Genomic DNA, 23,378 nt, shown 5'->3' with positions numbered 1-23,378 from the left:
CTTAAAGCTCCTTACTTAGTTTATATTGACGGCCTAGTTGGTCAGCAGCCATAATCGCCGATGCTACCGCCTCCTCCGTAATTGGGAATGGCATCGAATGAATGGATTCCTCAGCAATACAAGCTTTTTTAGCAACCTCAAGAAGTTCTTCGTAAGTTACATGCTCTACTCCGATATCTTCTAAGCACACTGGAAGACCAATCGACAGACAGAAGTCCAATACTTCTCTTAATTCCGTACGGTCCGCATTTTCAAGCACCAATTGAGCAATTGTACTGAAGGCTACCTTCTCTCCATGATAATAATGATGCGTACCCTCTAATGCTGTTAAACCATTATGAATCGCATGAATCGCTGCCAAACCTCCACTTTCAAAGCCCAGTCCCGATAATAAAATATTCGTTTCAATGATATTCTCTAAGGCTGGTGTTACAATATTCAAATCGCAGGCCTGCTTTGCCTTGAATCCATTTTCAAGCAAAGTGTCATAGCACAGTCTAGCAAGACCTAGCGCTGTTATTGTTCCTTTAGCTTCCCCACAAACACCTTCACGAACCCCGCAAGGTAATCCCGCATTCACATTGGAGTAAGAATTCGCGGTAGCTCTTGCTTCGAAATAAGTGGACAGTGCATCTCCCATCCCAGCAACAAGAAATCTTGTTGGCGCTTTGGCAATGACTGTTGTATCGATCATGACTACACTTGGACTTTGCTTGAAATAAGCATAATCATCGAATTCGCCTTCTGGGGTATACAGTACTGCAGAGTGGCTTGTGGGTGCATCCGTGGCTGCTATTGTCGGAACGATAATCAACGCTTCTCCCTCTGCTACGCATTTTGCCGTATCGATCGCCTTACCTCCACCCAAACCAATCGTACATGCACATTGATGTTCCTTGGCTAGAGCCTGCAATCTTGCAACCTCTTGTCTTGAGCATTCCCCATGAAAGCCGCTTTCAACAAGCGTTATATTAAATTTCTGTTTAGTGGATTCCAATTTATCTTTCACACGTGTAACATCATCTGGATGTGCAATGAGCAGTGCAGAATCACCGAAGGTTTTTACAAAATAACCTAAATTCAAAAGTTCATTCTCACCTTGCACATATTTCGTCGGACTGATAAACGCTCTTCTCATTTTCATTCCTCCTAGATTGTATATAGTTATTATTATAGATTGCTCAATTTCGATATGCATGAAACAATAAGGTCTAAATAAAGCGTTTTCTTATCATGTTTTTTTGTCCACTCTTTTAGAAATTGTATTATCTTGTCCTTTTGTTCATAAATTCGCTATAATGTTCATTATGTTTCTATAACTTTCCTAGGAGAATATCATGATGCCCAAATCTCGCTTTAATTTAGAAGAAATAATTGATTTGAAGAAATGGGAGAAATTGCAGGACTCCTTATCACTTGTTACTAAAATGGCCATCCTTACCGTTGATTATAAAGGTGTTCCTGTGACTAAGCACAGCTTCTGTCAGCCATTCTGTCAAGGCGTGCGCCAGGATTCTAACCTCTCTCAGTACTGTCAAAAATGTGATGCTCGTGCCGGCATTGAAGCTGTTCGCCAGAACAAGCCTTATATTTACTTATGCCATTTCAACATTATCGATATTGCCATTCCAATTATTATTGACGATCAATATTTAGGTGCAATTATGGCCGGACAGCTTAAGCATCGTGAACCTGACGTGTCACAACTGGAGCAGATTGTATCTAGGCCACCTAATGTTGAGGCGAACAAGAAGTTTAATTCGCTCAAAGAGGATTACGATGCACTCCCTGTCTTATCCTATGATGAAGTAACAAAGTGCGTTGATCTGCTGCTTCAGCTGAGCACCTATATCGTAGAAGAAGCCATTCAGAAACGGACCACAGTTGATTTGTACAAAAGAGTGCTGACCTCAAATATTGACACAACTGCTTCAGCAGAAACCTTTGACGAGACAGACCGTGCGTATCGCAAAATTCAATCCATTCAGCAAGAACTGTCAGGGGCGCTCATCGAGACCAAATTGAAAAATGGGGCTCAAAGGTTCGTCTCTACAAATTCAGTGCTTCAGCCTGCGTTCGATTACATCTATGCGCACAAAAATGAAAATTTCAGCCTAAAAGAAATGGCCAAGCTTTGTCATATCAGCCCCAGTTATTTCAGTCGCATATTTACAAAAGAAACAGGCGAGAACTTCTCCCTCTTCGTTGCCAGGCTCAAAATTGAATGGGCCAAACAGTTGCTGGAAACCACAGACGCACCTATTAATCAAGTGAGCGATGATTTAGGATTTTGTGATACTGGTTATTTTATTAAAACATTCAAACGGTTCGAAAACCTCACCCCTGCTGTATACCGGAATATGTATATGAGTTGATCAGCAAAACAAACCCTCCGTTAATAAAATTAACGAAGGGTTAACTCCTCATTCCCACCAGTGTTTCATTTCACTGAATCCTACATCCCATAGCTTCACATTCCCTTTGAGGGTAATGGTTATTTCGCTTACGGTAACTAACGCTGTATTTATAAGCTCAGCTTGTGGACTATATTGTTCAGTCGATTGAAGCATTACGTTACCATCAACTGCAATAATGAGTTCACTATTAGAATCAACATGATCAGGGAAACCGAAGTTGTAATATAGCAACACCTCTTTTTTATCATCCAAAGTGTATTTGTATTCTTTAATTTCTTTCCCCTCACTGTTATACAAGTTCAATTTTGGTGTGATTTTTTCACCTGCAATAGTGAAGCTGGGAAGATCATGCGTGATGGGCATACTTCCAGTAAGTTGTTTCAGTGTTTGTAATCCCTGTATAGGTCTTTCACTTTTCTCTAGAGTTACATCAATGATCTCAGAGATTCCCATGATTCCAATCAATAGAACAACAACAGTTAAAGCCGAATTAATAAGTGATTTCCAAGTGATTTTTGAAATAAATCCTATCTTATAGGCGCAAAATCCGATCATTGCTCCTAACGTATTGGAAATGACATCATCTACATCAAAGGAACCTAAAAAAGTTAAAGCTTGAAGAGTCTCCAACACAAAAATCGTTAAGATAAACAAACAAATAAACTTTTTAAAATGAGTACGATACAACAAGGGAAATAATACACCAAAAGGAATAAAGGCAGCGATGTTCCCAAAGTTATATATCCAAGAAAAGGATAGGTCAGTGAGATTGGGAAAACGAAGCGGAACACTTTCTGGAATCATCATAAACGTGTATCCATATTGGCTTGTTGCATGCTCTACTCTATTGAAAGCAAGAAACAAAAAATATAAGATTAAAAGCGTATACAAAATAGTTCCTATAACAAGAATTTTGCGCAATTTAACTCCCATAATCACTTCACAATTCCTTCCATATGTCGATGGAATCAGTATAGCTCTCCAAAGTGACTTTCCAGTGACACAGAAGGTGACGATTTAGTCATTCAAAGCTTATTTCAATAATAAGACATCACTGTATCAAAACAACTTCATATCGCAAGGGGTTAGATTAGGTCAAAAAAAGGGTGCCCCAGCAGCCTTTTCATGGCTTTTGGAACATCCCTTGACGTGCTATATGAGCATTAAATATCAAAATTTATGTTTAGCAAGCTCTTCTACGATTTGGGGGTCGTTATGCGAAAAGAATACACTCTGTTTCGTATCTAACGCAGCTATTCTTTCCAAATCTTCTTGGTTTAATTTGAAGTCAAAAATATTAAAGTTTTCGATGATTCGTCTTTTATTAGTAGATTTTGGAATGGCAATCACGCCTCTTTGGGTTAACCAACGTAAAACTACTTGAGCAACGGATTTCTGATGTTTTTCAGCGATTGAATTTAATACTTCATTTTGAAAAAGATTGTTTCTTCCTTCTGCAAAAGGAGTGGCAGGTGAACAACCCACCTATCGGGAAATTAGCTATTGCCCCAGGATATAAACCCGTTGATGAGAAGCTTTATGAACAATTATAAAATAATGCATCGGGTCTATGGACTCGATTCATTTTTCTTGTTCTAATGGCTGTCTTAACTACTGCTTAGCAGGATTAAAAAAGTAAATTCTCAGAAAAATCGTGAATAAACTCAATGCCAAAAATAACGCTCCTCCTATAACGATGTACTGTGTACCCATTCCTGATATAAATAATCCGCCCACTGCTGTACCTATGGTTATTCCTAAGTTCCCACAGGATAGGAACAACCCATTAGCAAAATCAGGGGCCTCTGGAACTGCGGATGTAATCCAGTATTGACTGATCAGATTACCTATTGCATAGAACAAACCCCATAACAAAACTGTTATGATCATAGGTCCTGTGGACGAACCCGTTACTAATGATAATAGATAAATGATTCCTAATATAATTGGAAATGTTATGACTGTTCTTATCGCATTTTTAAAGAGTAATCTTCCCCCTGCAAAGTTTCCGACCAAGCTGGCTAAACCATATAACAATAACACTAAGCTTAACGTCTTCCCTGAAATATGTGTAATGGACTCCAGATACTCTGCGATGTAACTATTAACACTAGCTGTTGCTGATCCAATAAGTACGACCGCAATAATGGCTAACCAAACCATCGGCTTTTTTAATACGCTTATTTGAGATCCGTATGAAAGCCTTTCCTTCACTGGCATAGAGGGTACAAATAATAACGTCGCTATGAATACTAGGGCGTTTACGATTGTAAAGAATAATATCGCCATATCTACAGAACTTTGACTAGCAATATAATTAGTGATGGGTACACCAAGAACCATACCTCCTGTCACGCCGAACATGACTTTAGAAACAGCTTTTGGAGCTTCTTCCTTACTGACTGAAGTAGCAGCTACTGTCAAAGCCAACGAACAATAAACTGGATGAAAAAAGGCTGGAATCACACGAGCAATTAACAGCACATTAAAGTTTGATGTGAAAATGGAAATGATATTCCCAAGAATAAAAATACCAAGTACAAGCAACATGACTTTTTTCCGGTTTAAACTTGAGAATAATAACGGCATCGTAGGACCAGCAATCGAAACAGCAAGTGCAAAGAGACTAACTAACAGCCCTGCTTTGGACACTGAAACATGATAGTTATCTGCTATTTGAGGTAACATTCCTATTACCCCCATTTCAGTTGTTAGGATGCCGAAGACTCCTATAACTAGAATAAATAAATACAAATGATTTTGTTTTGCCATATTAACCCCTTACCTATATATATTTTTTATGCTCGAAAGTAAACGCTGGTGAATTATTACTCTCATGTGTATTATTATTGATGAGTTAAGTTTCTTCAATTAGCAAATATCCGTGATCCGTGTAATAATTCACACATTGCTTTGATCTGTTTATTATCTGCAAGAAAGTTTGGTGACTCTACGTGACAAAGGTTGATAGAAGAATTCTTAAATCTCAGGCAGCCATAAAAAAAGCAATGACTGAACTGATGTCTGAAAAAAAATTCGATGCTATAACGCTAAAAGATATTTCTGACAGAGCGGATGTTAGTCGAAGAACAATCTATCTGCATTACGAGGATAAATATGATTTATTAGATAAGTTAATTGAGGAACATATCAATGAACTTAGAGAATCCTGCAGTTCAGAATCGGAAATAAGCTCAGCACATCATAAGTTGACCTGGTTTGAATATTTCGAACATAATTATTTATTTTTTTCAGCGATGTTATCTAGTAAAGGAGCTCCCTTCTTTCGGAGTCGGTTTCTTGAGTTTGTCATCGAGGATATCAAGAGTGAATGGGAGATGTCAGAGGGGAAAAAACAGGGGTTATACGAAGACGTTATTCTTCAGTTTATTGCACCAGCGTATGTAGGGATCGTGGAATGGTGGTTTACAAACCAAATGCCTTATCCACCTGACGTTATGGAAAAACAATTGGAAATTTTATTGGATAATAACCTATCCTAAGTTTCTAAACCCAAAAGCCCAACTTCTCCGTAAACCAATAGAGAAGTTGGGCTTTTATTAATTATTTTCTTCAAGATATTGATAAACGGCCATCATTTCTTGTTTGTTCAACTCACGAATACGATTGAAAATTGGAATATCTGCCACTGCTCCAATATTTGAGCCTTCAGACACAACATCACTTACATTGCCTGTTAGCCAGGTCTGAACATTAATACCTTCAACGGTTTCCTTCCGGCCCTCATCATTAATTCCACTTGCATAACAACTAACACATGGAATCGTTAACTTATAAACGCCATCGTGGAGTCCATCTTCTGATATAACTTTCTTTCCTTTACAGAATGGACATGGTTGACTAGCTTTTATCTTATTAATTAGAGTGACCAGTTTTTTGTAACCAAACGCTTCATAAACATAGGTCAGCTTTTTGTATTTTCCATTCGTGAAATACTTATCAATGATGTTTTCTCTTGTTTCGGTGATATTGTCAAAATCACAAATGGTGATTCGATTATTTATGCTGATGGATTCTATACTATTGCTAATTATTCCCCAGAAAGGCAAAGCATTTTGCAACACCATTTCATAGTGTGCAAAGCTTGCCAGCTCTAGTTCAAGCATTTTCAGAGCAACTTGTGTTTCCCATGGTAAAAGAGAGACTTCCTCTGTCAGAAGCATATCGCCGCCGACAATGGCTTTCATTTTTTGGAGTGCCGGTAATTCACCAACAGTTCTAATCACTTGTTCGAGAGGCTGTCCAATGATCTCACGAATATCCGTGTCACCAAACTTTAGCTTCTTATGATGATTAAGTACGGTTCCTTGACAGATTGGACAGGTAATCATTATTTTAGATTGTTTGATATGCTCTTTAATAATCGCCTTCGATATCACCATGTAGTTCCCAATGATGTAATTAAAGCCTTCCCAAGTCCTCGTTGCTTTGCTTGCCTTATCATAAAATGACTTTTCCCAATACCCGTACCAAAAAGCATGCTTTTCTGCATCCGTCATCTCATTATAACTTTTGCTGAGATCATGTCCGAGTTCATTCTTAATCTCTTCAAAGATGAATTTTATTTTGGGGAATTGATAGAATTTTAGGATATCCATTGCATCTGGATGCAATAAGCCCTCCCAAAACGGTACATTTTTGTCCTGAAGGACAACTTCAAAATCAAACTTTTCAACGACTCGACGTCCCTTACAGCATGGACAATGATTGTCTTGATAATAGAAATCGAAGCTACTCGTATCTTTATTGGTGGGATGCGCCGTTACAATATGGTTAATCAAGCCACCAATCTCATACAGAAAAGTATATTGACTATATAAGTGGCGTTCTAAATCAATAGCGATCACAGGTGCAATGGTATCCGATTCGTATTCACCATAAATCAAACGCGCCATAGAGGATAAGCTTTTTAAGATGCCGCCTTTATAGATATTTTCAGCATTTTTAAAATAGGCAATTTGATCATCTTTTAAGTAGTTAACACCATTTTCTTGACGCAGTGTTGAAGAAATCTGCAATGGAGCGACAGGCGTTTCATTGTTGTGTTGACGATAATATTCTTCATGGCTGACAACATTGAGATGCTCCACGGGTTCAAGCTGTCTTTTGCCAAAATCAACGATAAAATCAGAGTTTTCCAGCATATACGAGTTATGTTCAATCATCATAATGGATACAGTTTCATCCTGAAGAATAACTCTAATGCTATCAATGAATTGATTTAGAATATTTTGTGATAACCCTTTGGAAGGCTCGTCAAAGATGAATAGCGTATTCGGATTTCTTGAACCCGCGAATAGCTCAGAAACTAAATGGACACATTGAAATTCACCTGTTGATAAAGACTGTGTTTTTCTTTCCAACGTCAAATAACCAAGGCCTAGCTTGATCAATAAACTTAAGCGTTTATGAGCAATGTCTTCATTTGGCAATTCATCAATAATATCTTCAATCGAGCGCTGAAAAATATCATCAATCTCTTCACTGTATTTAGTGAGTTTTCTTTTAATATCTAGAAAAGTTGCAACGGTCGACCGACTGGTAATCGATTGGTTTCGATCTTGCCCCACAATGACCAGCTTATCTTTGGGATATCGCGTAACAAAATCTTTGGACATACACTCATTGACCAGTGTAGACTTACCACATCCAGATTCACCAGTGAATGTTACAAGTCTATTTCGGGGGATCTGAATTTCAGCCATTTGAATATTACGACAGAAAAGATCATAAAAATGATAGTATTCAGTGGGTGCAGCCTGATTTATCTCCCCATTGATCGGCGCAGGACGTGGTGATTCTTCAACGATTTTTCCGCCATATTTCCCACTACCTGGTCCGAAGAACAATTGATCGTCCGTTATGTCTAATACCGTGTCCGAATGATCAATAAGCCAAATTTGATTCTTAAAACCTAATTGTTTAATCTGCTCTAATATTTTCAAAAGGGTTTGGTGATCCAGACCCACAGAGATTTCATCTATGATAATTACGGTGTTTTCACTGGTTGCCATGAATTCTGCTAAGTAAAGTCGTGTTAACTCTCCACCTGACAAAGTACCCATAATCCGATTTAAGGTTAAATAACCAATATTCATATGGATAATGTTTTTTAGAATGTTTTGTTTACCTTCACTAATGTTCAGCACTTCTGCTAGTGATAAAATAGTTTCGACACTTAAATCGTTGATATCAGAAATACTCATGTCTTGATTCAATAACTTCATTTTGTATTGTTCAGTTTCTTGATTATAGCGCTTCCCTTTACACTTTTTACATTCGACATTTTTAGTAGTTCCGCGACCTTTACAATCTGGACACCAGCCTAGTTCATTATTAAATGAAAAAACCTCTGGTGATAGGTTATATTGTTCAGCAATCGCAACACGAATCTCTGTAAACACACCCGTATGTGTGCCAATAGTTGATCGAGGATTAGAAGAAATGGATGATCTCCCTAGAAAAAGTACAAGCGGCATTTCTTCCATCTGGATCGCACTGAAATTAGTTTCCATAATGTTAGGGAATAAATACTGATATTCTGCCTTTGGCAATAAAGAAACGAGACGCTTCTTGGATTCTTCACCGATGGTTTGACAAAAAGTTGTTTTACCAGAACCGGACAACCCAGCAATCCCTAGGGATTGATCTACTGGTAGTACTGCATCTAACTTATTAATATTGTTCGCAATTAATCGGTTTATTTTCATAGTGGTATCATCTCATCTCCATTCTCTTCATGTAGTATTGCCATGATTTATTCCATTAAAAAGGGCACTTTCCGTGTTTCAGAAAAGCGCCCTATTCTTGAAATTACAGTTCTGCTAATACTTTTTCAAGCTGACTGCCCATATTCACCCAAGCATATTTAGCACCCTCGATAGCGCCTTGGCGAGCTTTGGTCTCCTCACTAAATCCAGATTGAGCAAGGTGCAGATGAACCTTACCATCTTCCTCTTTGCTCAAAGTCCAAGTAACTGTTGTACCTTCTCCAGCACTATGCCAAGTATAGGATAATGTATGTGGCTCGTCTACTACGAGAACCTCGCAATCAACAATACCATCCCACCATTCATTTGGCTCTGCACGAAATTGAAATTTATGCCCTACGACTGGCTTAAAGTCATTGCTCCAAATCCATTTCGCAAGTGTATCTGAATCCGTCAGAGCGTTCCATACCTTCTCGATGGAGCTTGTAAATTGATAATCTAAGGATACATCCGGTTTCATTATTCTTCCTCCAATAAAATTTTTAGTTTATCGATTCTATCTTTCCAGAAGCCTTCGTAAAAAGATACCCAATCCCGAATTTCTTTCAATGGATTGGCATTCAAACGATACCTCGTTTCTCTACCAACCTTTCGAGCAACTACAAGATTAGCATCTTTAAGAATAGACAAGTGCTTAGAAACTGCAGTACGACCCATTTCAAAATGAATCGTGATTTCATGTAGGGGTATTTCATCAACATCAGCCAGGATTTGAAGTAATTTTCGCCTTGTTGGATCTGCAACTGCGTCATATACATCTCTCACTTGACTATTATCGTTCAAAACCACCCCCACCTTTTCCGTAATATTACCTGTAGTGTAACTGATTATACTTCATCAGTACGTAATTGGACACCATTTGGTGTCTATTTGATTATAGGACACCAAATGGTGTCGTGTCAAGATTCCTATTCCTTCCATTAACAGTTCTTTTACTTATCTGATTAAGATTCGATATCTCAATGAGGATGATATTTTTATGCCACAATGTTTTGTTAGATTCAATCCATGAAGGAAAGGGAACGATCTTTCAATTTACCCTTAAACGCTATAAATAGATTAGACACACAAATAAGCGGATACTTCCATCATGGGGTACCCGCTTCTAATTATTTACGTTTCAATTTTAAAGCCTTTCGAGAACGATTTTTTCGTTTCTGCGCTGCTCTTCTGCATTTATCGCATTTATGAGTTTTCGTGCATTTTTTACATCTCTTTATTTTGTGAGGTTTACGGATGTTTTTACATGAATCACATTTATGATCTTTACCGCACTTTTGGCATTCTTCGCCTTTCTGAATATGAATAACGAATGTCGAGGAATTATTGGTTGGTACCGGATCTGGTGTTGATGCACTCACTGTTGCCGTATTAGAGATCATATCCTCTGCGAAAGAGCTTATTTTCCCTCTAATTATAACCGTGACTGATGATCCGTTAGCCAGTGTTCCTAATGCGTAAGAACCGCTCCAAGGTGAATAGTTCAATCCACCATTCGTAGAGAACTCGACATTTCTAAGCATACTTGAAACAATATCTGTTAAAGTTACATTTTCTGCATTCGAAGGTCCTGCATTAGATACTACTAATGTATAGCTGATCAACTGACCCGGGCAAGCTCGGTCCGCACTTCCAAATTTGACAATGGATACATTCGCTGTTCCGATAATATTGACCGTAACCGTTGATGTATTATTAGCAGGATTTAGATCCGTTGTTGTGGTACTTACGATTGCCGTATTGGATACTGGTCCACTAGAGAAAGTGTTCACGATGCCTCTAATTAATATCGTATTGGAAGCGCCATTTGACAATGCGCCTATACTCAAGGAACCACCCCAAGGAGCAAAGGTCGTTCCTCCATTCGTAGAAAATTCTACGTTTGAAAGCACATTAGACACCGCATCAATTAAAGTTACATTCTCAGCGTTGGACGGTCCAGTGTTAGACACGACAACGGTATACGTGAGGGGTTGGCCGGGAGCTACGGGATTTGGACTCGCTGTTTTTACAACTGAAAGATCCGCCGAAATGTTGATTGGAGTACTGATTGTTGATGTGTTATTCGATAGATTTAAATCTGAAAAATTCGCATTCGATATTTTAACGAAAGAGAGCTCGGAAGATGCATTTACCGGGATAACGATGGTTGACGTGTTGTTCGTTGGATCCGGGTCTGGTGTTGTCGAGCTAACGGTTGCGGTATTTGTAATTGTATCCACCGCTTCATTGATAACTGTCCCTCGAATAATTATTGTAAGTCCAAAGCTGTTTCCCAATGTGCCGATCGTATAGGAACCCGACCATGGATTAAAGGCCCTTCCTCCATCGATTGAAAACTCTACGTTGATAAGCTGATTTGGTACACTATTTGTAACTACCACATTATCAGCATCAGATGGACCTTCATTCGTTACCAGCAAGTTATAGGTGAGCAATTGTCCTGAAATAACGGTACTCGAGCTCGTTGTTTTAACGATAGAAAGATCCGATGATGCATTCACTGGGGCACCGGTCCTTGACGTGTTGTTCGTTGAATCTGGATCTGGTGCAGTTAAACTTACGATCACCGTATTCGTAATGTTTCCTGTAACAGACTCTTCAGAGCGTTCCGGGTTAATGATTTTACTAGGATCAGCATCGATTAACATAACCCCCTCGGTATCCGATGGGTCGTCATTAGTAACGCTCACAGTATTGAACAGATCCGGGTCAGCTTCTTTGATATTCGGCGAAACTGCAGAAGGGTTTGCTGTCCTCCCCTCCGTTAAGGTAACATTTTCCGCATTAGAAGGTTCTGCAATGGCCGTAAAAATAGTGGGAGTAAGTACTTGATCTGCGGTGATTGAAGAAGAGATTACTGTTTTCTCAACGGTAAGATCAGCCAAATTGATAATCGGAGTAACGGATGTCGAAGTGTTATTAGACAGTTCAGGATCGGGTGTTGTGGAATTAATCGCTGCTGTATTAATAATCGTTCCAACGGATGAATGAGATACTATTCCTTGAAGTATTATTATAACTGTATTCCCGTTGATTAATGTTCCTATGTTATAAGAACCGTCCCACGGATTAAAGGTAATGCCTCCATCTACAGAGAATTCTGGATTCGTCATTTGACTTGGTACGGCATCGACTAACATTACATTCTCTGCTAATGATGGTCCAGCATTTGACACAATGATCGAATATGTCAATAAATCTCCTGGGACGGCAAGTGTTGGATCTGCTAATTCGATTACGGATACATCTGCTGATTGATTCACCGTTGCAAAGGAAGTTGATGTGTTATTTATTGGATCCGGGGCTTCAGTAGTACTGCTAATGATTGCCGTGTTGATAATCGTCCCCACTGCAGTATCGCTAACCGTCCCGCGTATCAGAACTGGAATGGATTCATTTGCTGGCAATGTTCCCAAGCCTATGCTTCCAGTCCATGCTAGGAAAGTTGTTCCCCCGTTTAGACTGTATTCTGGATTAAGGACTTCCGGTGGAATCAGATCGGTTAACAAAACATTTAAAGCGGCATCCGGTCCGTTATTTATAACTTTAATGTAGTACTCCAGCTCTTGACCCGGAAAAACAGGAATAGGAGTATTCGATTTGTCTACCAATAAATCTGCTATGTTATTAACCTCAAGAATATGATCTTCTACCTCTCCGTCAGATGCCGCTCCCAAGCTTCTTGTATCCACTGCTGTCGGAGATATATTTTGGTTCACTAGCGTATCCGTCGTAAATTTGAGTCTGACAAAAGTTTGCGTAGGCGCCAGAATTACTCCAGGGGGTAATGTAAAGGTTAACGGTACAATTTGTGTTCCGGGCCGGGAAGATACCACCTGAACCGGAGCCGCTTCATTACCTTGAAAGATGCCGTTTGTGTTAAAGTCTAGCCATCCGTATAAGTTAGCTGTACTTCCGATTGTATTGGTCACTGTTGCAAGAAGTGTGTAACTGGTGGCACTTACTGAAAGTGTTGTGAGAGGAACTGAAAGTCCATCGATCTGAATCCCCTTCGAAATATCGTCACCCGTTACAGTAGAATTCTGATCCGCGTCGAGCTCTGATGTTATTTGTGTCCCGAGGACAAGTCCATTTCCTGCTACAGTATCTGAAGTGTCACTAACGTCCAAATTAATAACAGCTTGAGGACATAAGGTAGCATCATTAAATGAAGTAGTTGCCGTGTTAGAGAATAGGGTTGCCGTAGCCGTGTTGCCAACGATGGTGTATCGATAGATATTACCCGTACTATTAGAAATTGCATAAATATTATGGTTAAAATCGATCGCCGCTGCTCCGAACGGTCCAGCGCTACGTGGGGTTGTCGTTAAATTTGTAATCGCACCCGTAGCAGGATTTACTCTTTCCATCAAACCTGTTGGTGTGATGCCATATAGACGACTATCCGAGCTATTATAAACCCAGCCGCTGACATTTAGAGCCGAGCTCAAGGGAACGCCAAAGTTGCTGGTTTGCTCGGAAAATTCATTGGCTGGGTTTACCAGCTTCAAATAAGTAGAAGCGTTTGGCCGGAGATCAATTACATAAAATCGAGATTCATTATTAACAATAATATAAAAGAAACCATTCAAATCAAAGGTTCCGGTGGTATAGCTGTCGGAGGGAAATCCGGGTGGCAGTGGAAATAATGAAGTGACGTTTCCACTGTTATCTACTCGAACGAGATTATTATTAAGCTGATCATATCCATAAATATAGTTATCCAGTGGATTATATCCGATTGCATTTATATCTACAGGTGGACTAACCGTTCCTTGAATAACGGTTGCACCTGTTACAACATTGAGGTAATACCAAACGGAAGGTCTTCCTGCAAATTGAATCATTGTTGTATTACAGCTTAAGGGATTATTTGTAGTATCATGGCTAAAGTTCTGATTGGCTACAGTTGCATTATTGCTGATTTGAGACTTTGTAATGGTTACGGTCAGTTTTCTTGGCCCATTTGACATTGTAAATCCACTTGGCTGCGAAAAAGTAGTTGGCGGACAAGAAGCACCCGAATCTGTAACCGTCTCATAAACGAAATAACTTCCCGCAACGGTAATCGGAAAACTATAAACTCCATTGACATTCGTTAGCGTAGAAACACAGGTTCCACTCGAATTACTATATAGAACAACACTAACATTCGGAATCCCGGGTTCACCAGGATTAAACTGCCCATTATGATTTAAATCATTAAACACTGTTCCAGTAATGGTTGCAGCCATATAGCTTAATCTCCTTCCTCAACTGAACATTTTCAATTGCATACTTAAATGACATACATCTATTATTGAAAATTTAGTAACCATTTTGTTCGTATTAGTAATACGCAAATGACTATTAGTGGGTGAGGGCTAACGCACAATCTGGGTAATTGTACTCTACTCTAAAACAAAGGCATCGAATCTGTGGATTCGATGCCTTTGTTTTAACTTGTTAGAAATCGTTACTTTTTTATTAAGCATAATCAAATCTTCTTAAGTTTAGTAAAGCGGCAACACATCTTGTGTAAGCCCGGAAAAAAGTTCTCCGGATTGATCAAAGAAGAGATCAGGCAATTGATAGTAAGCATCTCCCATAGATACGACTTTTAATTCAGGAATGATATACATGCCCATATAGGTTCCATCGTTAAGATTGAACTTTAGCTGATACGATTTTCCTTGGGACTGCGCCTGGGCAATAGCTTCGTATTCTTTATTGCTTAAATCAGCTGTTTTTGCGCTATAGAGCCCATCAATGAAAGATTCCACAGAGGCATGATCCGTCATTTTCTTTAACACGTCATTCCCTACATGATTAAGAACATGGATTTCTTTTGCATGCTCTTTTAGATTAGACATATCTAGATATTCCTTAGCTGTCATTATAGAATCGTTTGTCTTCGCCACGATTTCTGCCAAATAATAATATCCCTCATACTTAACAGCAATACGGAATTGGGATGGGTACGTCGGGATTTCATATAGCTTACCTCCGACTGCGAACGTAGATGCATAATCCTTTTCTACATCTTTACTTCCATCGTCCTTCCCGATCTCTTGGTTGATATCAAAATCTATGCTTCCAAGTGACTTTTCAGGCTTCATTCCTGTGAACTTAAACTGAGCACCATCACCCACGAATGCATAACGAAATCCATTATAATTTAAAATCTTCCGAACTCCGTTGGGAGCTGAGACTGGCGTTTGCTGCGAGATTTGTGGTGAATTAGTAAACGATGGCTTCAAAGGAGATGTGTAAACAGCCACTCCTAACACCAATGCAGCACAAGCGGCCAATGATCCCCACTTCGCAAATGTTCTCTTTTTAGTGCGCCTCGCCGTGTTGGCCTTCTCCACCAGATTGCCGTCTACATAACCAATAGTCTTAAATAGATCTTTATTATTCATAGGATATAACCCTCTTTCATAAGGTATAATTGGAGTTTTTTTCGTGTTCTAAAAAGGATAGATTTCGTATTACTCTCACTTATTGAAAATCGCGTTGCGATATCAGCCAAAGAATCGGAGTACCAGTAACGTCTCAGGAAGATATTTCGATGATCTTCGTTAATTTTCAGAAGGAAATTGCTTATGGATTCAGCCATTTGTTCTTCCTCGTATTGACTTTCAACATTGTCTGGCGAGAATAAACAATCATTTAATTCATCAAGAATCGTATCGAATGTTTTATTCCGCTTTTTGGCCATGTAATAATCGTATTTATTTAATGCGATATTCCGGGTGATCCTCCCCAAGAAAGATGAGAGCTTAGCAGGCGTCTTCGGCGGTATCGCTTCCCATGCTCCTAGAAAGGTATCGTTCACGCATTCTTCCGAATCTTCTAAATTAGACAGAATGTTATGAGCGATCTTAGTACAATAATTTCTATATTTTTTGGATGTTTCTTCTATTGCTGTTTCATTACGCGCAAAGTACAGCTGTATGATTTCACTATCTTCCACTCCATCACTTCCGTTCAGTTTGATTAAGGCCTCACTTATAAAGTAAGAAAAGAAGGGTTTTGGTTGCAAAAAAGTTTTATTCTTATGTAATAGTGTGGGAAATCATTTTATGTCTTCATAAGCTTCGACATTCAATGCCAATAATATGACGTGTGATCTTATCCTTTTGATTCTTAAGTCATCTTCATCGACCAAAGTGCCTATAAAAAAAGCCGGGGTACCCTTTAAAGGGCAACACCGGCCAATATATAAATAAGAACAATAGATGATTTGCAGCACCTTTCTATAGGGCAGTACTGCCCCGATAAGGCAATCGGTCTTCTGTGTGAAGTGACCATTGAACGCCGTCAACATACAAAGCATCCACAGCTTCATGATAGAAGCATAACCGCTCCGCAATTTCGTGGACTGACCTTCTTTTTGTTCAAATCATGCTAATCAACCACTAACCGTTTATTGTGAAATTCTATTTTGTAATAGATATCTTTAGCATCTTCTTCTAGTGTACCTGCTCCAACTGGTGGATGGTCGAGTAAATGGGTAGTTCCATTAAGACTTTGTCCTGATCTCCCTGTCTGTAGATAATAGAGTAATTACTCTGAAAGGTCTGAGCACACTCTTGTCCCATCGTACTCGATACGACCAAATGCCCAAGTTCTTCTCCACCTTTGGCTATCATCAATAATATTCCCTTTTCCGTTTGCTGTTCCGCCCGAATTGATTGATCCTCATTTACAGCTGGGGTAAAAATGCTCAATTTACAGTCTAGTCCGTATTTATAATTGTTTTTATAAACCAAGGCTTAATCAATGGTAATACTATAGCTGGTTGCATCGCTTTTGTATGATCCATTTGGGTTCCCGTTAGAATTTCAACATCCCAACCTAAATCACACAGCTTCGTCGTATTCTTCTTTAATATCCCAGCAATATCAACGGTAACATTCCCAAAATTCTCACCATATACGATAGTATCATTTTCTCCTGCAAAAGCTAATTTAGGAAGACTAAGCAAATGGTGAATACTACGATCATCAAAAGCAGTGAGGCTTTCGTATAAGGCAACAAATTGAGCTGTTACACGGGTATCCATGGATACCTTGATGTTGTCCCAGTCTATCTCATCTGGATTCTCTGTTTCAAAAGAGCTTATTTCAGCTGCCTCATTTTGATTATTCAAAGCTTGGGTATGTGTTTTGTGAGTTACAATCATCATCTCTTGATAGGGACCATTATAAGGCGGAAAACCTCCCATGACCAAGCTTTCCAGACGATTTGTTCTGACAGCCAATTGTAGTCCAATTAAAGCTAGCCAAGAATAACCGTAGTAGCTGAAGTTCTTAACGTTCATTTCATCAGCAATGAGGAGTAAATCCTTCACAATATGATCTGCAGTTAAGTTGCCCACTGGATGTTGAAAGAGATGACCCTCATAATCAAAATAAAGCACTTGAAACGTATCCGCGAGACCTTTAACAAAATGTTTACCTAATTCAGGATCTACGCCCCATAGCTTTAGATTGTCTGCCTCCTGATTGTACACAGATTTTTTAGCGATAGGTAACATAATGGTTGGGCGATCTGAGACACCCATTAATCCTACTTCTATTGTTGATTGATTTGATAATCGTATATTCTTTTTCAAACAATCCTCTCCTTACTGTTTTATAAAAATATCATATAACATTCATGCAATCTTTCGGTTTATCCCATTCTAAGCCTTGATATATCTTGATAAATTAGATTTAATGTTGTTGTAGCACTTGAAGGTTTTACTTTAATGTATGGGGCGATAGCGACTATGGATGATATTTACACACCTACAATGATAGCTAAGAAATTAAATGTAAGTACTACTACGTTAAGAAGATACGAAGATCAAGACTTAGTTCCCGATGTCCCGAGGACTGCTAGCAATCGCAGATGTTACACATCCATCCATGTTCAAGCTTTTATAACGATTCGTGCCCTTTTACAAGGATATGAGATTCCAGTGGTGTACGATGTGATGAGAAAGATTAAAGCCGGGCAAATTGAACATGCACTTTGGACAATCAATCAAGAACAGCATAATACACAATTAGAAAAGCTTAGGTTAGAGGAAGTGTTACGCATGTTCCGAAACGCAGATTTATCAAAATACAAAGATTTAGAGGTAACAAATGCAATGACTATTGGTGAGGTTGCACAAATGGCAGGCGTTAAGCCTTCAGCCATTCGACATTGGGAACAAGAATGCCTTATTACTTCTAACAGAAACAAAGACAACGGCTATAGGCTCTATACTCTAACGGAATTAAGAAAGATTATACTGATCAGCAGTTTAAGGAAGACCGTGTATTATATCGAGAACATGAAACAACTCCTGAAAGAAATAGAGACACAAAACTATAAAAAAGTTGAAATATCCTTCGAGCTTGCGCTTCAAAAATTAAATAGCCAATTAATGAAGCAGTTTTTAGGGATCGCTGACCTTATGAAATATGTGAAATACTATTGAGGAAGCTAGTTTTTTGAGGGATATAATCATGCTTCCTTAAAATCATTTATAAGTACGCAAAAAACTCCGTCCCTTAAAGGACGGAGTTGATTCCGTTAGATTAACAATCTAGATTTATGCACACCGTGACTGCTTATCTAATGTCTATGAGCAAGGATATTGATAAGTTTGCCAAATGGATCGCGGACATAGAATCGCCGAACTCCCCAAGGCTCATCAACAGGTCCATATTCTATCGTATATCCAGCACTTTTCATTCGTTCAAACACCACATCGACATCATCAACTTCAATCGATAGATCAGGAGTAGGCGTATTGGAGCCGCCTTGTGAGGCAAAGCTTATTTGAATGTTTTCCTTTCCGGGTAAGCCGTATGTTTCAATCCAACCATGATCCATCAATAAATCAAGCTCGAGTACGTCCTGGTAAAAGCTTTTTGCTGCCGAAACATTCTGCGTTTTAATATTTGTGACAATTCGTTTTACACTCATTCTCAAACCTCAATTCTAATGGTATACTTTTTTAATTTTATTCAATGATCCTGTCCATGAGCGGAATATCCGATTTTCATATCCAATCTTCGAAATGATCTGTTACAAACCGAATCTCACTTTCATAGTGGGTCAAGTGACCCTCGTCTACCATTTTCTGAAAGGCAGGATTCCCATCAGCAGCACCATTTCTCAATGTATCACACAGTACTATCAAACGTTGTATAATCCACTGTCGCAGATTATTTGGGACGGGAATTCCATAAGCTTCAAAAAACAAATGAATTCGCCGACGTCGCTCTACGGCATGTATTTCATATTGGTATGCTACTGTGGTTCCAGAAGTATGGTCCGGTGCGAAACTCGCAAGTGGAACAGATGTGTACAAGGTGTACGCAATGTCCCATATCCGCGGACCTGGGCCTGCCATGTCAAAGTCAATCAGCGCCACAGGAGCCTCCTTTTGAAAGACAACATTATACAACGCTGCGTCATTATGACAGATCACTTCGTGTTCGGCATCGTCGGCATAGCTAAGCTGCCATCTGTCCTCCGTATTGAGCCTAAACACTGTAGTCGCATCATGGAAACGACGCATAAGATGTGCCAAACCCACAAGCGTTTCGTCCGACCACATATACGGTTCAAGTATCGGATAATTATCCCCTGGAACTTCTCCAGAAATAAATGTCAATATTTCACGACCGGAATCATCGATCCCGAGAAATTTCGGTGCTCCCTCATAGCCCTGTTTTTCCAAATGTTTGAGTAGTTCATGAACATTCGGACTCCAATAACCCATAGGGCGGCGAACAGTGTTCGCCATACGGACAATATGATTTACATTACCGCCTTTTAACACTTCTTCCTTAGGCATTTGGTTCATTCCTTTTCATTTCAGTGCATTACCTATTGCAGATTTTTGACCTCTTAGCGTTGAAAACTCCCTCTCTAATAATAACAATATTTACAAGTTATTGTTTATAAAGAACAATTATAACTATACTGGCCGTTAAGATCATTGTTGATATTTGCTCATCTTATATAAATAATCTCCTTTTTAGATTCTAGATTAGAATTATTTGCTATAATATTCACATGAAAAATAATACTATCCTACATAAGCTGGCTATCATTCTACTTTTTATCAGCATTCTCTTTGGCATACGCTGCATTTGGATTAGCCTTTTTAAGGTTTCTGATAATGTTCCTGTAATTAGCAACGGGGTACTAGATTTACGGGGGCAGGATCTGAAGAAAGCTAACTTAATCAGACTAGATGGTGAATGGGGCTTCTATCCTTCGCAATTCGTTTCGTCCAAGTCTGCTACGATCCCAAAACCGCCCCAATATCTTCAAGTTCCTGGGAATTGGAGCCAAGCCTTAGGAAGCGAGTACAATTCCTCATATGGATATGGCACTTACCGTCTGCGCATTTTAGTAGATCCACTTCAGCAGCCTGTCGCATTGTGGATCAAACAAATTTATTCCGCCTCTAGTGTGGAAATTAACAGCACCCCTATTCTTAATAATGGGGAAATTGCTCTTAATGCCGATACATATGTACCAAAAACCACCACATTTACAGCATCTTATTTTTCAAAAGACACGGCAGTAATAGATGTTCTTATTCATGTAGCAAACTTTGATCATCCCTATAAAGGTGGTATAAGCGGGCCTATTTACTTTGGCTCTGAGGAAGTGGTTGACCGGACAAATTTTTATACCGTCGGATTTCAAATGCTTACTGCAATCATCCTGCTGCTGCATGGGCTATATGCCTATATTCTGTACTTATTTAATCCTAAAGAACGTGCTCTCTTTCTTGTTGGGTTAATGACATTATCTGTAGCCGTAATCCTTTTAGCCCGAAACGACAACTTAGTTCTTTCATTGCTGTCGATTAATTACACTTGGTCATTAAAAATCCGTTTAATCGCTTTCTTATGGCAAAACCTTTTTATTCTGCTTGTTTTCAGAAAATTCACCTCTGGCGCCGAAGGCAACAAGTGGTTACGTGCTTACACTGGGTGTCTTTTTCTTTATACCTTATTTATATTTATCGTTCCTGCTTATCTGGTCAGTACATCGATTCATTGGGGAATTATTCAGGTGTTTCAGTATATTCCCTTCATCTGGTTGATTTATAGCTTGATTCGCTTATTGTTCAAAAAACAAGATGATAAGGATGTTGTTTTTCTGCTGTTATCAGGTGCGGCGATCGTTTCTAATTTGTTATGGAATTTGTGGGATAGTAAAGGACACTATTCGATAGTCTACTATCCTTTGGATATTATTGCTGCCATCGTGGGTTTCTCAGCTTATTGGTTTAAAAAGTATTTCCAGAATGCCAAAGAGAACATGGAGCTAAATGAGCAGCTGAAAAAAGCAGACAAACTCAAAGATCAGTTTCTCGCCAATACTTCTCACGAGCTAAGAACACCGCTTCATGGGATTATGAATATCGCGCAAAATATAGTAACGAAGGAAAAGGATAGACTCTACGAGAGTAGCCGGCAGGATATGGAGCTGCTGATTACTATCAGCCGCCGTATGTCACATATGCTTGGCGATTTACTGGATGTTGTCCGTCTTCAGGAGCATCGAGTTATTTTGAAACAGGAGCCTATTTCAGTTCAATCGGTGGTCCCCGGAGTCATTAGCATGCTGCAATATATGATTGAAGGCAAACCCGTACAGTTATCCATGAGCATTCCAGAATCTATGCCACCTGTTCTTGCGGATGAGAAAAGAGTGGTACAAGTTTTATTAAATCTAGTCCACAACGCGCTCAAATACACCGAAGTAGGACTTATTTCAGTGTCAGCTGAGGAAAAAGACGGTCAAGTCTTTATCTATGTGACAGATACCGGGGTAGGCATGACCAAAGAAACTATGGAGCGTGTATTCCTCCCTTATGAGCAAGGTCCTCACGGAATATATGACGGACGTGGGATTGGGCTGGGTTTAAGCATTAGTAGGCAGTTGGTCGAACTACATGGTGGTAGCTTGCGCATACAATCTGAGCCCGGAAAAGGTTCAACTTTCAGTTTTGCTCTTCCCCTTGCTGGTTCATATAGCGACCAGATAGTAAGGGAGGCTGCACCTATAACGACGTATACAGCAGATGAGATTTATACAGATGGCTGACTGGGGGATTTCCGAGCAATCCAATCATCACGCAGAAAAAATCCCGCCGCTCCTTACAGACGCAAAGGTAAATCTTTTGGTGGTAGATGATGATCCTGTTAATCTGAATGTACTAAAGGGTATTCTCGAAAATGAGCCTTATCTCATTACGACAGTGAACTCAGCCCACGAGGCACTGGATTGGTTAGATAAAAAGAGTTGGGATTTGCTTATCAGTGATGTAATGATGCCGCATATGTCAGGATATGAATTAACGCAAAAGGTTCGCGCTCGTTATTCCTTATATGAACTCCCAATACTATTACTGACTGCCCGCAGTCAACCTGAAGATATTTACACTGGATTCTACTCCGGTGCCAATGATTATGTTACCAAGCCGGTGGATGCAGTAGAACTCAAATATCGCATTCGGGCCTTAACAGCGATGAAAATATCCTTTAATGAAAGGGTGCGTATTGAAGCAGCTTATCTACAGGCACAGATTCAACCCCATTTTTTGTTCAATACGTTGAACTCTATTGCGGCACTCAGTGATATGGATACTAAAAAGATGCAAGAGCTCATCACTGCTTTTACTTCCTTTTTGCGAATCAGCTTTGACTTTTTAAATATCGGAGAACTTGTGAACCTCTCTCATGAACTAGAGCTGGTAGAATCTTATTTGTATATTGAACAAACGCGATTTGCAGAACGAATATCCGTTGTTTGGCAGGTAGATCCGGACATTGATATCCTGTTACCTCCCCTGTCCATCCAACCCTTGGTAGAAAATGCTGTTAAGCATGGTCTGCTCAAGCGTCAACAGGGTGGTACCATTTATATTCGGATCACATGTCTGAACAATGCTGTAAAAATCGAAGTGGAGGATAATGGGCAAGGTATGGATCATAGAACGCTCGCGTTGTTGCTGGAACCGACCATGAAAGCTAAAAGTGGCATCGGATTGGCTAATACCCATCGAAGACTGATGCAATTGTATGGTCAGGGCCTTTCGATTCACAGCAACCAAGGAGAAGGCACTTTGGTATCCTTTGTTATACCGGAGGTTGGCGAATAACTTATCAAATGAAAA

18 protein-coding genes and 1 pseudogene are annotated in these 23,378 nt (G+C 39.4%); 5 read left to right on the top strand and 14 right to left on the bottom strand.

Going from position 1 to position 23,378, the window contains the following annotated elements:
- Position 1: 1 nt before the first annotated feature.
- The gene (locus tag NSU15_RS15100) at positions 2 to 1,138 is read right to left on the bottom strand and encodes a glycerol dehydrogenase (RefSeq protein ID WP_042127767.1); all 1,137 of its coding nucleotides are present in this window, start codon (positions 1,136 to 1,138) and stop codon (positions 2 to 4) included.
- 202 nt (positions 1,139 to 1,340) lie between these two features.
- Between NSU15_RS15100 and NSU15_RS15095 the strand changes: the two genes are divergently transcribed.
- Positions 1,341 to 2,375: a PocR ligand-binding domain-containing protein gene (locus NSU15_RS15095; protein ID WP_339291358.1), complete on the top strand. Its 1,035-nt coding sequence runs from the start codon at positions 1,341 to 1,343 to the stop codon at positions 2,373 to 2,375.
- A gap of 48 nt (positions 2,376 to 2,423) precedes the next feature.
- Here the strand turns inward: NSU15_RS15095 and NSU15_RS15090 are convergent, their stop codons facing one another.
- The 3 genes and pseudogenes from NSU15_RS15090 to NSU15_RS15080 form a co-directional block, all read right to left on the bottom strand.
- Positions 2,424 to 3,350, bottom strand: a complete 927-nt coding sequence (locus NSU15_RS15090; protein WP_339291357.1) for a VanZ family protein — start codon at positions 3,348 to 3,350, stop codon at positions 2,424 to 2,426.
- Between the two features lie 237 nt (positions 3,351 to 3,587).
- Positions 3,588 to 3,881, bottom strand: a pseudogene (locus NSU15_RS15085) (aldo/keto reductase); the annotation flags it as partial.
- Positions 3,882 to 4,028: 147 nt separating this feature from the next.
- Positions 4,029 to 5,189 (bottom strand): MFS transporter, encoded by a 1,161-nt coding sequence (locus NSU15_RS15080; RefSeq protein ID WP_076120867.1) that lies wholly within the window; start codon positions 5,187 to 5,189, stop codon positions 4,029 to 4,031.
- 182 nt (positions 5,190 to 5,371) lie between these two features.
- On the opposite strand from NSU15_RS15080, the gene NSU15_RS15075 reads away from it, so the two are divergent.
- Complete coding sequence (locus NSU15_RS15075) at positions 5,372 to 5,920, top strand: TetR/AcrR family transcriptional regulator (protein WP_339291157.1); 549 nt, start codon at positions 5,372 to 5,374, stop codon at positions 5,918 to 5,920.
- A gap of 57 nt (positions 5,921 to 5,977) precedes the next feature.
- Here NSU15_RS15075 and NSU15_RS15070 read toward each other — a convergent pair whose 3' ends face one another.
- The 8 genes from NSU15_RS15070 to NSU15_RS15035 form a co-directional block, all read right to left on the bottom strand.
- Positions 5,978 to 9,148: an ATP-binding cassette domain-containing protein gene (locus NSU15_RS15070; protein ID WP_339291156.1), complete on the bottom strand. Its 3,171-nt coding sequence runs from the start codon at positions 9,146 to 9,148 to the stop codon at positions 5,978 to 5,980.
- 103 nt (positions 9,149 to 9,251) lie between these two features.
- Complete coding sequence (locus NSU15_RS15065; protein ID WP_339291154.1) at positions 9,252 to 9,668, bottom strand: SRPBCC domain-containing protein; 417 nt, start codon at positions 9,666 to 9,668, stop codon at positions 9,252 to 9,254.
- A complete protein-coding gene (locus NSU15_RS15060; RefSeq protein ID WP_339291152.1) occupies positions 9,668 to 9,991 on the bottom strand; it encodes a metalloregulator ArsR/SmtB family transcription factor in 324 nt (107 codons plus the stop codon). The genes NSU15_RS15065 and NSU15_RS15060 overlap by 1 nt, the downstream gene beginning before the upstream one ends.
- 326 nt (positions 9,992 to 10,317) lie before the next feature.
- Positions 10,318 to 14,445: an SdrD B-like domain-containing protein gene (locus NSU15_RS15055; RefSeq protein WP_339291150.1), complete on the bottom strand. Its 4,128-nt coding sequence runs from the start codon at positions 14,443 to 14,445 to the stop codon at positions 10,318 to 10,320.
- A 258-nt stretch (positions 14,446 to 14,703) separates the two neighbouring features.
- Positions 14,704 to 15,612 (bottom strand): hypothetical protein, encoded by a 909-nt coding sequence (locus NSU15_RS15050; RefSeq protein ID WP_339291148.1) that lies wholly within the window; start codon positions 15,610 to 15,612, stop codon positions 14,704 to 14,706.
- On the bottom strand, positions 15,609 to 16,235 hold the full coding sequence (locus NSU15_RS15045; RefSeq protein ID WP_339291146.1) for an RNA polymerase sigma factor: 627 nt from the start codon (positions 16,233 to 16,235) through the stop codon (positions 15,609 to 15,611). Before NSU15_RS15045 ends, NSU15_RS15050 begins: the two co-directional genes overlap by 4 nt.
- 430 nt (positions 16,236 to 16,665) lie before the next feature.
- On the bottom strand, positions 16,666 to 16,923 hold the full coding sequence (locus tag NSU15_RS15040; protein WP_139328646.1) for a hypothetical protein: 258 nt from the start codon (positions 16,921 to 16,923) through the stop codon (positions 16,666 to 16,668).
- Between the two features lie 8 nt (positions 16,924 to 16,931).
- On the bottom strand, positions 16,932 to 17,810 hold the full coding sequence (locus tag NSU15_RS15035; protein WP_339291144.1) for an alpha/beta hydrolase: 879 nt from the start codon (positions 17,808 to 17,810) through the stop codon (positions 16,932 to 16,934).
- A gap of 156 nt (positions 17,811 to 17,966) precedes the next feature.
- Between NSU15_RS15035 and NSU15_RS15030 the strand changes: the two genes are divergently transcribed.
- Complete coding sequence (locus NSU15_RS15030; protein ID WP_076121661.1) at positions 17,967 to 18,665, top strand: MerR family transcriptional regulator; 699 nt, start codon at positions 17,967 to 17,969, stop codon at positions 18,663 to 18,665.
- Positions 18,666 to 18,802: 137 nt separating this feature from the next.
- On the opposite strand, the gene NSU15_RS15025 is transcribed toward NSU15_RS15030, so the two are convergent.
- Positions 18,803 to 19,156, bottom strand: coding sequence for a VOC family protein (locus NSU15_RS15025; protein ID WP_339291141.1), 354 nt, complete (start codon positions 19,154 to 19,156; stop codon positions 18,803 to 18,805).
- Between the two features lie 76 nt (positions 19,157 to 19,232).
- Positions 19,233 to 20,033 carry a phosphotransferase gene (locus NSU15_RS15020; RefSeq protein ID WP_339291139.1) on the bottom strand — a complete coding sequence of 267 codons (801 nt, stop codon included), beginning with the start codon at positions 20,031 to 20,033 and terminating at the stop codon, positions 19,233 to 19,235.
- A 221-nt stretch (positions 20,034 to 20,254) separates the two neighbouring features.
- Between NSU15_RS15020 and NSU15_RS15015 the strand changes: the two genes are divergently transcribed.
- Together NSU15_RS15015 and NSU15_RS15010 are read left to right on the top strand one after the other, a co-directional pair.
- On the top strand, positions 20,255 to 22,306 hold the full coding sequence (locus NSU15_RS15015) for an ATP-binding protein (RefSeq protein WP_339291137.1): 2,052 nt from the start codon (positions 20,255 to 20,257) through the stop codon (positions 22,304 to 22,306).
- Positions 22,284 to 23,363 carry a response regulator gene (locus NSU15_RS15010; protein ID WP_081390077.1) on the top strand — a complete coding sequence of 360 codons (1,080 nt, stop codon included), beginning with the start codon at positions 22,284 to 22,286 and terminating at the stop codon, positions 23,361 to 23,363. The genes NSU15_RS15015 and NSU15_RS15010 overlap by 23 nt, the downstream gene beginning before the upstream one ends.
- Positions 23,364 to 23,378: the final 15 nt, after the last annotated feature.

Origin of the sequence: Paenibacillus sp. FSL E2-0201 (assembly GCF_037963325.1) — a bacterium.
Lineage (GTDB): Bacteria > Bacillota > Bacilli > Paenibacillales > Paenibacillaceae > Paenibacillus_AQ.
Note: the sequence above shows the minus strand (reverse complement) of the source record. Positions and strands in the feature narration are given on the sequence as shown.

What these genes read in the sequence shown, in the direction of transcription:
- NSU15_RS15050 (WP_339291148.1), bottom strand. Translation starts at nt 15,612, where the DNA reads ATGAATAATAAAGATCTATTTAAGACTATTGGTTATGTAGACGGCAAT.
- NSU15_RS15095 (WP_339291358.1), top strand. Translation starts at nt 1,341, where the DNA reads ATGCCCAAATCTCGCTTTAATTTAGAAGAAATAATTGATTTGAAGAAA.
- NSU15_RS15100 (WP_042127767.1), bottom strand. Translation starts at nt 1,138, where the DNA reads ATGAGAAGAGCGTTTATCAGTCCGACGAAATATGTGCAAGGTGAGAAT.
- NSU15_RS15025 (WP_339291141.1), bottom strand. Translation starts at nt 19,156, where the DNA reads ATGAGTGTAAAACGAATTGTCACAAATATTAAAACGCAGAATGTTTCG.
- NSU15_RS15070 (WP_339291156.1), bottom strand. Translation starts at nt 9,148, where the DNA reads ATGAAAATAAACCGATTAATTGCGAACAATATTAATAAGTTAGATGCA.
- NSU15_RS15065 (WP_339291154.1), bottom strand. Translation starts at nt 9,668, where the DNA reads ATGAAACCGGATGTATCCTTAGATTATCAATTTACAAGCTCCATCGAG.
- NSU15_RS15030 (WP_076121661.1), top strand. Translation starts at nt 17,967, where the DNA reads ATGGATGATATTTACACACCTACAATGATAGCTAAGAAATTAAATGTA.
- NSU15_RS15015 (WP_339291137.1), top strand. Translation starts at nt 20,255, where the DNA reads ATGAAAAATAATACTATCCTACATAAGCTGGCTATCATTCTACTTTTT.
- NSU15_RS15055 (WP_339291150.1), bottom strand. Translation starts at nt 14,445, where the DNA reads ATGGCTGCAACCATTACTGGAACAGTGTTTAATGATTTAAATCATAAT.
- NSU15_RS15010 (WP_081390077.1), top strand. Translation starts at nt 22,284, where the DNA reads ATGAGATTTATACAGATGGCTGACTGGGGGATTTCCGAGCAATCCAAT.
- NSU15_RS15080 (WP_076120867.1), bottom strand. Translation starts at nt 5,189, where the DNA reads ATGGCAAAACAAAATCATTTGTATTTATTTATTCTAGTTATAGGAGTC.
- NSU15_RS15020 (WP_339291139.1), bottom strand. Translation starts at nt 20,033, where the DNA reads ATGCCTAAGGAAGAAGTGTTAAAAGGCGGTAATGTAAATCATATTGTC.
- NSU15_RS15090 (WP_339291357.1), bottom strand. Translation starts at nt 3,350, where the DNA reads ATGGGAGTTAAATTGCGCAAAATTCTTGTTATAGGAACTATTTTGTAT.